Below are 11,390 nucleotides of genomic sequence, written 5' to 3'. Positions count from 1 at the left end.
GTCTTCACAAAACTTTGTATGCTGGATACAAGGAATAAATATATTTTTTTATAAGCCTGTGCAGGAAGATTTTAGATTAATAGTTGATTTAGTTTCGGTTCTCGCTGTGGCTGCGGGTGGGGGACTGTTTGCTTCGCTTTTAGGTTTACCCGTTTTACTAGGGTATCTCGTAGGCGGCATGATGGTTGGGCCAGCCGGTTTCGGTTTAATCAAAGAGTTTATTCAAATTGAGACTTTAGCGCAGTTCGGTGTTGCTTTTTTGTTGTTTGCCCTGGGGGTAGAGTTTTCTTTTGCCGAACTCAACAAAGTTAAGAAAATAAGTTTGGGTGGTGGTGGTTTACAAATTATTTTAACTATCGGAGTTACTGCTCTGGTGTCGGTGGGAGTTGGCTGGGTAAGTTCGCCGGTTCAAGGTGTATTTCTGGGGGCGATTTTATCTTTGTCATCTACTGCGGTAGTTCTAAAATGCTTGATGGAGCGCAATGAAACAGAAGCTCCCCACGGACAGGTAATGTTGGGAATTTTGGTGGTACAGGATTTAGCATTGGGATTAATGCTAGCAGTATTACCTGCTCTCGATCAACCCGTGGAAACTCTTGGTGTTGCGGTACTGATGGCTCTGTTAAAGATTGGCTTGTTTGCAGCAGGTGCTGTTGCTACAGGTATATGGTTGATTCCGCCTTTATTGCGATTGCTGGCACAAACTGAAAGCCGGGAGTTGTTTTTGTTGGGTGTAGTAGCTTTATGTTTGGGAATTGCTTTATTAACAGAAGAACTAGGACTTTCCATTGAAATGGGCGCATTTGTCGCCGGTTTGATGATTTCCGAAGTGGAATACGCCGACCAAACTTTAACTTATGTTGAGCCATTGCGAGACATTTGCGCTAGTTTGTTCTTTGCTGCAATCGGAATGTTAATCGATCCAGTATTTTTATGGAACAATCTGGAATTAATTTTAGGATTAGTTACCTTGGTATTTATTGGTAAATTTTTAATCATTACTCCTTTAGTCAAAATATTCCGCTATCCGTTAAAAACTGCTTTGATTGCAGGCTTAGGACTTGCTCAAATTGGTGAATTTTCCTTTGTTCTGGCTAGCGAAGGGCAACAGCTAGGATTAGTGTCTCGCTCTGTATATTTACTTATTCTTGGAACTACAGCAGTCACATTAATCTTAACGCCCTTCCTATTGCGATTGGTGCCGATTATATTCGATTGGGCTGAATCAATGCCTTGGCTAAAGCCTTATCTTAATGGTGAAGGCAAACCCCTCGACGTTGCTGAAGACTTACCGATAAAAGACCATGTTATAGTTTGCGGTTACGGTAGAGTCGGTAAAAACTTAGTAAAACTGCTGCTTTTTCACAAACTCCCAGTTGTAGTTATAGACCAATCCGAAAGGATAATTCAACAATTACGGGAAGCTAAAATTCCTTATGTATACGGCAACTGCGTGAGTTTTCACGTCTTAGAAACAGCAGGAGTTACCCAAGCTAAAGCAATAGCGATCGCTCTCCCCGATCCTATGAGTACTCGTCTATCACTGCGGCGCAGTTTAGAATTATATCCAGAATTAAATATAGTAGTGCGCGCTACAAACAATAAAAATATTGAAGCACTATACCAACTAGGAGCGCGAGAAGTTGTACAGCCAGAATTTGAAGCTAGTTTAGAAATGGTTTCGTTTCTACTAACAGATGTTGGCTTCTCACCAGCAACAGTACAGCGAGAAATCCAGGAAATCCGCCAACGTCACTATTTAGATTTTCGTCCCGAACAATCAGCCTCCGAAGTAGCCCGCGATTTGCGACGAGCCACAGCCGATTTAAACAAACGCTGGTATTCCCTACCGATGAACTCGCCTTTGGTAGGAATGACTTTAGAACAAGCTGATATGCGCTACTTAACAGGAGTCAGTCTAATGGCAATTAAGCGCACCAACGGGTTAGAAATAGATTACCCCGACGCAAAAAGCACTTTAGAAGAAGGAGATAAGCTTTTAGTAGTTGGTTCATCCGAAGAAATAGCAGCCCTAGACGAATTCGCATCGGGGAAAGCAACAGTTCCCGGAGAAAACAGCGCCTGTCAATGGGTTAAACTCAACACAAAATCGCTAATTTTAGGAAAAACTTTGGGTGAATTGGACATCCGTCAAGAATATGGCGTAGAAATACAAGCAATTAGAAGAGACAGAAAATTTATTCGCTATCCCAACAGCAAAACCAAACTGCAAAACCGCGATCAATTATTATTGTGCGGTAGATTAACCGCTTTAAATCAACTAGAAGAATTATTTTCACCTAAAACCGATCGGGCAGTATTATCAATCCCAGTAGTCAAAGCCGCAGAATTAGAAGCTTTACGCGATTATTTACCGCTCGATGAGTTGAGGGAATGAAGAATGGGGAATGGGGAATGGGGCATGGGGCATAGGGAGATGGGGAGACAAGGAGATAAGGAGATGGGGGGATAGGAAGAAGAATGAATAATTATTACCAATTAACAATTACCAATTACCAATGCCCAATGCCCAATGCCGATTATTTATTCCCCAACCTTTAAGAAGGCGATCGCCTGCTTCCAAACGGTAGTTTTTTGATTATCTTCTGACATGATGCAGAAACACTGTAAGTCTTGCCATAATACTTTTCCTGCAATTACATCACCGGTTATGAGCTTTAATTCAATTTGGGTGTTTTCTTGAATTAACTTTTGAACTTGCTTGATGCTTGGTAGTGAGGTATCGAATTCTGTCAACATTTTGTACATGAATGTTAGATAGTGGATAGTTGATAGTGGTTAGTGGATAGTGACTAGTGGCTTTAACAACTAACAACTAACAACTAACAACCAACAACTAATATCTGTAATAATTCATCTCATAGACAAATGGCAATTGATTTTACTAAGTATCAGGGTTTAGGTAACGATTTTATTTTGATTGATAATCGCTCAAAACCTGAACCGGCAGTGACTCCACAGGATGCAATCAAGTTGTGCGATCGCCATTTTGGTATCGGTGCGGATGGTGTCATTTTTGCTTTACCTGGAGAAAATGGTACTGACTATACTATGCGGATTTTTAACTCGGATGGTTCGGAACCAGAAATGTGCGGTAACGGCATTCGCTGCATGGCTGCTTTTCTAGCTGAATTGGAAGGAGATGCCAAAACAAGCGACAAGTACAGCATTCATACTTTGGGTGGTACGATTACACCTCAATTAATGTCTGACGGTCAAGTTAAAGTGGATATGGGCACTCCAAGATTGACTGCGGGTGAAATTCCCACTACTCTTGCTGGTGAAAGTGAGAAGGTAGTTAACCAAACTATGGAAGTTGCGGGTAAATCTTGGGATGTCACCTGTGTAAATATGGGCAATCCGCACTGCATTACTTTTGTAGAAGACGTTGCAGCCATAGAGTTAGAAAAAATTGGTCCCCAGTTTGAGAATCACTCAGTTTTCCCCGAACGAATCAACACCGAATTTATTCAAGTTGTTAGTTCAGATTACCTAAAAATGCGAGTATGGGAGCGCGGTGCTGGTATAACCTTAGCCTGCGGTACTGGAGCCTGTGCTTCTTTGGTAGCTGGAGTATTAACTGGAAAATGCGATAGAAAAGCCACTATAGAACTCCCTGGAGGACCTTTGTTAATAGAATGGTCGGAAATTGACCAAAGAATTTATATGACTGGACCAGCTGAAAAAGTCTTCACTGGAAAATTTTAGATAAAACTATCATAAATGTAAAGACGTAGCAGTGCTACGTCTTCCAAAAAATGAGCTTAAAATGCGAAATTATCAGCAAATAATAATTTAAATCTTCTCAACTTCACCCTTACAATTACTCACCTTTTGCCAACTATCCCTATTATCAGATTGAGCAATAAATTCAATATTTCCCTCTTTATTAACAACCCAACCAGTAGCTTCAATAATAAGTTTCGGAGAATCATTTTCAACTTGAATATTTCTTTGTTGATTCCTATTAGTAATATTCAAATCGCGCAAATCGTTCCAAGCATTTACTTCTGCAACAGCTTCTTGAGGATTTACGGCTAAACCACCTTTACCGACAACCGTAAAACTATTACTTTGATTAACACTGCATCCACTAGCAACTTTTTGACTGCTATCAACTACATCAGACGGTAATTGCGTCAAACTCGAACTAGGATCGATTGCTGGGTTATTAATTTCTACAGTACCGTTAACACCAAATTCAGAACTAGCTGTAATATCGCTTTGTATAGTTAACTTATCTTGAAATTGCAAGCCAAATAAACCTTGCGTATTAATATTGATATTTCCACCATCACCTTCAACAGCATTGGCAATAATATCGCTATTTTCCAAGCCTGCAATTACTGGTGAATTAATATTAATATTTCCACCATTACCTGTACCGCCAGATTCAGCAGAAATAAAACTTTGATTTCTTAAAATTAAACCATCTTTTAGTTGCAAATCAATGTTACCTCCTGCACCAGATTGAGTTGAAGCTGTAATTTCTCCTTTGCTATTGAGAAGTATAGAATTTGCATTAATATTTAAAATCCCACCTTTACCAGTTCCATCATTTCTTACCGTTATTTCACCACCATCGGAAACTTTTAAAACGGGAGTATTTATAGTTACGTTTCCCGAATCTCCACTAGGAATGGCTGGTACTCCTAAAAACTGTTGTAAAGACTCATCTAAAATATTTGCACTAGAGATAATTAAACTAGGATTAATCGAACCTGGTACAGTACCGCTAACTTCGATAAAATCTTGAGCATTGATAGTTAAACTTCCTGCGTTACCCGAGTTTACCGTAGAAGAATCAACCCTAGCACCATCCTCTATTTGTAAACTTCGAGTGTTGATAGTTAAATTACCTGCATCTCCAATTCCGACATTTGCACCACCTAAGATGCTAGGCACAAAACTATTAGGATTAAAGCCTGAGAGCCTAATAGATTGAGAATTAACTGTAACACTTCCCCATCGTTTCATAACCGGACAATATCAGCAGACGTAGCACTGTGCTACGTCTGTACATTATTAATTATTCCAATTTAAATTCATCGAATTTGACTACTTTACTGTCTGCTTTAGTCGTATCAAAATAATAGCTGCTAACCGTTCCTTTCCCAGTATCCAAAATACTAAATGCGGTAATTTCCTTACTTGCAATATAGGGTAAAGGTTTACCATCTTCCCCTATCAATGGTTTAATTGATGGCATTATTGGTTCTAAACCATTTGGATCTCCAACTTCAATATATTGCTCTTGATATCCTTTGGGTACGTTACGTTTCTTTTCACCTAAATAAGCACCGTAACTATTACCAACATTAGATGATTCCAGAAAATGAACTCCCGATTCATTTTGAAAACGATTCCATAAATGAGAATGCCCGTAAAAAACTAGTTGGACGTTATTCTCTTCTAATAAAGGTACAATATCTCGAATCAAATAATCTTCTTCTAAAGGATATTCGTAGCGTATGTTTATAATTTTTCCGCTATCATCCTTTTCAATTGTTTGTACGGGATTGGTATAAGCCGGAACAATATTATCACCCAAGGAATGAACTGGATGATGCAGCATAACAACTTTGTATTTTGCTTCTTTAAATTCAGCGCTATTAAGTTCTTCAACCAACCACTTGTACTGAACACTACCTTTATCAATTGGTTCAAAAATATGCTGTCCGTAACCCCATTCTTCCGGTTTATCAAAATCTGCTTCTTTTTCCCGATATTTACCTTTAGCATTTGGTTCTAAACTGGGAACTCGCCAGATATTTGTGGCATAAAGTACTACTAAGCGTACATCACCAAAAGTTGTTGCATAATACTTTTCTCCTCCCGACTTACTCTCAGGTAAACTAAAAATTTCTTCGTAGGTGCCGGTATTAAAAGAATTGGCTCTTATAGATGATTCATCATACAAATTCTTCGCAACTGCGCGGGGGATTGCATCACCATATTCGCCGTTCAAATTATTACTTTTACCTCTTCTTCCCATGACTTCATGATTGCCAAGAGCGGTAAAAATAGGAGCCTCTTGAAGTATTTCACCACCAGTATAAGTTGTTTTTACCCCGTTTTTATCTATCTCATAATTAGCTCTACCTTGCAAAGCCGGAAAAAATGCACCGCCGCGATTATCATCAAACCATTCACTGGCGCGGTCTGGTATATTGATTAAGTCGCCAGCCATAAACACTGCATCAATATCATCGACTGTTTCTTTGGCTTTCTGTAGATTTGCAGCCGTCATTGGTTTAAGCTGATGATCGGAAGTAAGAAGAATTTTTAATGGTTTACCAGCTTGAGGTGCGGGTGAAAGATTATAAACTTGACTTTTGGCTTCACCACCATTTTTAAGTTTACTAATGACTTGATAATCAACTTCTTCACCAGGCTCTAAGTCAGTAACTTCAGCTTCATGTCGCCAAATATCGCGCTGAACTGGTTTTTGGTAAACTTGTTTGTCTTCAGTTTGTTCCCCGACTCTGGATTTTTGATCTTCCCGAGTATGGCTTAATTTAATAGTTTTAGCTGCAACAGTTTGGTTAAGATTTTTACCGTAAGCAACAGTATTTTGATTTCCGGGAAACTCAGTAAACCAAACAACTCGGACTGAATTTTTTCTTGGTAATTGTAGAAAAGGCTCTGTTAGCAGCGATGAAGTTTTAGCAGCAGGTTCTGAATTCGGTAAACACCCATATACTAAAGTTACACATAAAACACATATAAATATAGTTATTAATGATACGGGACGATTGCGGAAGCGCTTAATAAACATCATTAATTTCTGAAAGCTACAGTTTTCTAGAAACAATCAATTAATAATTGTTTCTAATAAACGTAGTTTATGCTACTAATTTGTTTTTGGATTTTTTATAGAAAGAATCGCTGTTAATACTCCACTATATTAATTTTACGGGTAAATATAGGGAGGGGGGAGAGGAGCCATTGCGTTGCCGAGGAACACGACGGTTGTAGCAAATGGCGTGGGGAAGAATATTTTTTATGTTTACTGCAAACTCCTCAAAGCCTATGGGCTCAAGTACTAGTCTTCTAGATTAAGGATAAATCTACAGAACACACGTAGACTATGTTTTTATAGGTACACTTCAAGAAGCGGCTTCCAAAACCATTCGTGGAATCAATAGTTGCTCTTTTAATTCTCCAATACCTAAAAAGAGCCTTTGCTCGTTGTAGACTCTTACTATCTCCGATACTTGCTCATCCAGGGAAATTTTCTGTCCCTGACACCATCTACGTGGCTCGTTTCCAGTTAAAGTTCTCTCAGAAAGATGCTTTAAAGGTGCATCAGCAGCCATTGGTTGAAAGTCATCGGTTTTCAGCTTAGCTTCTAACTCAGTTAAAGTAATACTGTCTGCTAAATTAAAACCGCTGCTAACAGTACGCTGTAAGGCTGCTAAGGTTCCTCCCGTTTCTAATATTGCACCTAAATCTCTGGCGATCGCTCTAATATAAGTACCCGCACCGCAGGCTATATTCACATCTAATTCGGGGAAGCTACCTTCTCGCCATTCTAAAATATCAATACTAAATATTTCCACACTCCGCACGGGAGCTTCAACTTTTTCACCTTTACGGGCTAAATCGTAAAGTCGCTTGCCATCAACTTGAATCGCACTATAGCTTGGAGGAATCTGCTCAATTTTACCTTGAAACTGCTTCAGCGCCCTTGCGACAGTTTCCAGATTCAACTCGCTTATAGCATCTTGTTGAATTACATCGCCTTGCAAATCATCAGTGGTAGTTTGCATCCCTAACCGAATAGTAGCCTTATAAGCTTTATTGCTAGGGAGATACTGCAACAATCGAGTTGATTTACCAATAGCGATAGGTAAAACACCAGTAGCTGCGGGATCTAATGTTCCAGCATGTCCTATTTTTTTTATACCCAATAGTCTGCGTGTCTTTGCCACGCAATCATGAGAAGTCCAATCAAAAGGTTTATCGAGATTTAAGAAACCAAGCAAATTAGTTATCAGTAAACAGTGAGCAGTTATCAGTAACTAGCGACCAGCGTCAATATTCACTGTAGCATTTTACTGTCTCGCCGTAATATTGATTTCAAGCTGGAATAAGAAGATTGATTGGTTGATTTTTGCTGGTTCCCAGCCAGAGACTGGGAACCCATTACATGAAGGCAGAGCCTCTAAAGATGCATTACAAGGCAGAGCCTTGTAACGAGTAATCAAGCTTCCCATTATATTTAATGCAAAGGAGTACTTAGAAACAAATTAACTAACACACTGTTCACTGTTAACTGTTCACTGCTCGCTATTCACTGCTCTTGCTATTTCTGTAGTAGTTAAATTCTGAAGCAAACTTAAACTCATAGAACTTGTAGAAATGCTTTCTGCGTAAGCTGCGGTAAGATAAGGGCGGTATTGCGAATTACCAGATACATAATTTTGAAAGAAAGGTAAGCTCAAAAGTTTCATATAGCTTTGTGCTTGTTTTGGATTATCACCTACTAATTTTGAGGGTAATCCTACTTGCTCGGAAGTATCTTTACCATCACCGATAGCGGAAAAGTGAGTTGCACTCTCCATTTGCACTAAATATTTCTGAGCATTCGCAATCCAGGCGAAAGGTAAAATTTGTTCGTATAAAGCTGGTGCAACAGTATCTTCACTGCTAGAAACCATCATCACGGGAGTTTTTATTTTACTCAAACCAGTTTTTCCAAAGATAGTGCTGGTTATTGGGTTTACAGCGATTACAGCTTTAACTCGTTTATCGTATAGATTATATTGCTGTACTGGTTTGCTAATTTGCAATTCCTGTATTCGACATTGCAACAACAAAGACATATTCCATGTTTGTTTTAAAGCTTGCTGACGGCAGTCTTGTTTTATTTTTTCTGAGTTAATTTTTGCACCAGCTAAAGCCAAGGCTGTATAACCACCAAAAGATTGCCCGAATACTCCTATTTGCTCTAAATCTAGACGCTTCTTAAAACGAGAATCGGTACTACTTAGTTCCTCTAATTCATTTAGAACAAACTTTACATCCAAAGGACGGTTGATAAATTCATCTGGTCGTGCTACCTCCGAAGCACTACCATTCAACAAAGAATTTATTTGTTTAGTATCGCTGCCGGGATGATTGGGAACAATAACCGCAAACCCATTTGTTGCTAAATGATTGGCTAAATATCGAAAATTACTGCTGTCGGTACCAATACCATGAGAAATTACGATTACCGGCACTGAAGAACGAATATTAGGAAGATAAATGTCTGTTGATAACTGTCTTCCTCTTATAACATCGAAGAATTTTAAAGTCTGCTTTTTAGCTATAAACTTTCCTCTACGATTCAATCTAGGTAAATTCTCAAAGGTTACTCCTGATTGAATTGTAGCTTCTGTATCAGACTTAGCAGAAACAGCCGCGACAGCCTTATTTGTTTCGTTTACGAGGGTTTCTAATTGTGCCGCTATTTGCAAAGTGCGTGCTAAATCAACATTAATACTGGAGTTAGGATATTTCCGTAATATATTTAATAACGTCAAACCCTCTGGCTCGGCGGCAGCTAAAATTAAAGCCGATCGTAAAGCGTGAAATCCCGGTTTAGTTTCGCCAGATTCAGTTTGAATCACTTCTCCTAAACGTCTCAGCATAAATTCACCTTGTGAAGTGTAAAGAAACTGCGAGACTGCTACAGGATGTACTTTAATCTGACTGGTTAAAACTTGCCTCAAATCTGCTATTTGTTCCGGCTTTAAATAGCGCGTATAAACTGCTAATTCTTCACCAATTTCACCATTTTCGGCGAATTCTTCTAAAGCATTTATAGAAATAGAACGTTGAAAAGCTGAATAAGATGCATAAATTCGCTCCGCAGTCCAAGCATAATTACTGATGCCGAAAACTGATAGCAATACAGATAAAACCAACAACAGCCAAGATTTTCTCAGGTTGCCAGTCCATTTACCAAACAAGCTGTTCATCACTAGATAGTGTCAAAAAAATGTGCTTCAAATAGGCAGAAAGTTTGGTAGCTCGGACACCCTGGAAGGTATTAAATATTATTTGCCTTACTAATAACGTATTAAATTAACGGGCGAAGGTAGATAGGTAGAATGCTGTTTTACATCTCAACCGTATTTACAGGTAAGTTAAATTACTTACTAATAAATTGATTGAATTAGTTTCTCGATGTTCACCATGACATGATAACAGATAAAACAAACATCTGCTTCAGTACATCAAGTTAAACTTTAAAAAAGCGATAAATTGAATTTTTATTACACGTAGATATACGGCGACAAAATCGAAACTTATTAGTTTTTCCCCAATGCAATAGCCGTAGAACCACATACAACTAAAATCGCTCCGAAGATTCCGAGCATTGTAAAATGCTCGGTAGCGATTAAATTTGGTGAAAGTTTTGATACTAACCACGATGATAATAATGTTACAAGAGGAGCCAAAGCTAACACCGCACTAACTCGTGATGCTTGCCAATGTTCTAATGCTTCAGCGAAAGCACCATAAGCAATTAAAGTATTCAAAGCACAAAAAATTAGCATTCCACCTTGCAAGAAACTAAGTGTAAAAATTTTTATCGGATTGGCAAAAAATGCGAATATTACAGCACATCCTCCATAAATCACCAGCATTATATGAGGGGAAGATAAACTTTGCAAAAGCTGTTTTTGAGCTAAAGCATAAATTGACCAAGCAATCGCAGCCAGTACAATTAAACCACTACCATATACATATGTTGTTTGTGCGGTAATCAAATTTGAAAACTGTTCGTTAAAGAACAAAACAAAGCCAATAGTAAGAATACTTATGCCAATCCACTGAAATAAGGTATAGCGTTCTTTAAAAAAGAATAATCCTCCAAAACCCATTAATAAAGGAGCTAGCTGAATCAAAACTTCAGCATTTGCAGGAGTTGTAATATCTAAACCTTTGACAAATAATATGTAGTTAATTGCCAGAAAGATAGTTGCAATAAATACAAGCTTTGGGGAAGTAGAGCTAAATTGCGAGAAAGTTGGCAAATTTCCACGGGACTTTAAATAAATTGCCAGCAAGCAAAAAGATACTAGAAATCGAAACCAAGTCAAAGTAAAAACATCTAAGCCTTGTAGTGTTATAGACAAAGAAATCGGTAAAACACCCCATAAAAGAACTGTCAATAAAGACAAAGCTAGCCCGTAACGCCAGCGCCCGGAAGTTTCATGCATCTGATTAAAAGTAGGAGAATGGTGATGGAGTGATGGAGTGATGGAGTAATGGGGATTTTTGATGAGTATCACTCTTAACCCCCTCTCTCTGTTGCCAATTATTGTAAAATTGTATAACTCTTAACTGAATATTTAGCTTCATTGCCCATCGTC

General features: G+C 38.5%; 8 protein-coding genes. 2 read left to right on the top strand and 6 right to left on the bottom strand.

Going from position 1 to position 11,390, the window contains the following annotated elements:
- The first annotated feature begins 58 nt into the window (after window positions 1-58).
- Complete coding sequence (locus tag RIV7116_RS27770; RefSeq protein WP_015121654.1) at window positions 59-2,398, top strand: cation:proton antiporter; 2,340 nt, start codon at window positions 59-61, stop codon at window positions 2,396-2,398.
- A 146-nt stretch (window positions 2,399-2,544) separates the two neighbouring features.
- Here RIV7116_RS27770 and RIV7116_RS27765 read toward each other — a convergent pair whose 3' ends face one another.
- Window positions 2,545-2,760, bottom strand: a complete 216-nt coding sequence (locus RIV7116_RS27765; RefSeq protein WP_044292444.1) for a hypothetical protein — start codon at window positions 2,758-2,760, stop codon at window positions 2,545-2,547.
- A 129-nt stretch (window positions 2,761-2,889) separates the two neighbouring features.
- Between RIV7116_RS27765 and dapF the strand changes: the two genes are divergently transcribed.
- On the top strand, window positions 2,890-3,729 hold the full coding sequence (dapF, locus tag RIV7116_RS27760) for a diaminopimelate epimerase (RefSeq protein WP_015121652.1): 840 nt from the start codon (window positions 2,890-2,892) through the stop codon (window positions 3,727-3,729).
- 87 nt (window positions 3,730-3,816) lie between these two features.
- On the opposite strand, the gene RIV7116_RS27755 is transcribed toward dapF, so the two are convergent.
- The 5 genes from RIV7116_RS27755 to RIV7116_RS27735 all read right to left on the bottom strand — a co-directional run bounded on the left by RIV7116_RS27755 (window position 3,817) and on the right by RIV7116_RS27735 (window position 11,237).
- Window positions 3,817-4,926 carry an S-layer family protein gene (locus RIV7116_RS27755; RefSeq protein WP_157229339.1) on the bottom strand — a complete coding sequence of 370 codons (1,110 nt, stop codon included), beginning with the start codon at window positions 4,924-4,926 and terminating at the stop codon, window positions 3,817-3,819.
- Between the two features lie 124 nt (window positions 4,927-5,050).
- Window positions 5,051-6,802, bottom strand: coding sequence for a metallophosphoesterase family protein (locus RIV7116_RS27750; RefSeq protein ID WP_015121650.1), 1,752 nt, complete (start codon window positions 6,800-6,802; stop codon window positions 5,051-5,053).
- Between the two features lie 328 nt (window positions 6,803-7,130).
- Window positions 7,131-8,009, bottom strand: coding sequence for a tRNA pseudouridine(55) synthase TruB (gene truB / locus RIV7116_RS27745; protein WP_015121649.1), 879 nt, complete (start codon window positions 8,007-8,009; stop codon window positions 7,131-7,133).
- Window positions 8,010-8,303: 294 nt separating this feature from the next.
- Complete coding sequence (locus RIV7116_RS27740) at window positions 8,304-9,989, bottom strand: alpha/beta hydrolase (protein ID WP_015121648.1); 1,686 nt, start codon at window positions 9,987-9,989, stop codon at window positions 8,304-8,306.
- A gap of 333 nt (window positions 9,990-10,322) precedes the next feature.
- Entirely contained in the window at window positions 10,323-11,237 is a 915-nt protein-coding gene (locus tag RIV7116_RS27735; RefSeq protein ID WP_015121647.1) for a DMT family transporter, read from the bottom strand.
- Window positions 11,238-11,390 lie beyond the last annotated feature (153 nt).

Source organism: Rivularia sp. PCC 7116 (assembly GCF_000316665.1).
Lineage (GTDB): Bacteria > Cyanobacteriota > Cyanobacteriia > Cyanobacteriales > Nostocaceae > Rivularia.
Note: the sequence above shows the minus strand (reverse complement) of the source record. Positions and strands in the feature narration are given on the sequence as shown.

Bases quoted from the DNA above. Each gene is read 5' to 3' on its own strand.
- RIV7116_RS27740 (WP_015121648.1), bottom strand. From the start codon at position 9,989: ATGAACAGCTTGTTTGGTAAATGGACTGGCAACCTGAGAAAATCTTGG.
- RIV7116_RS27765 (WP_044292444.1), bottom strand. From the start codon at position 2,760: ATGTTGACAGAATTCGATACCTCACTACCAAGCATCAAGCAAGTTCAA.
- RIV7116_RS27750 (WP_015121650.1), bottom strand. From the start codon at position 6,802: ATGATGTTTATTAAGCGCTTCCGCAATCGTCCCGTATCATTAATAACT.
- dapF (WP_015121652.1), top strand. From the start codon at position 2,890: ATGGCAATTGATTTTACTAAGTATCAGGGTTTAGGTAACGATTTTATT.
- RIV7116_RS27735 (WP_015121647.1), bottom strand. From the start codon at position 11,237: ATGCATGAAACTTCCGGGCGCTGGCGTTACGGGCTAGCTTTGTCTTTA.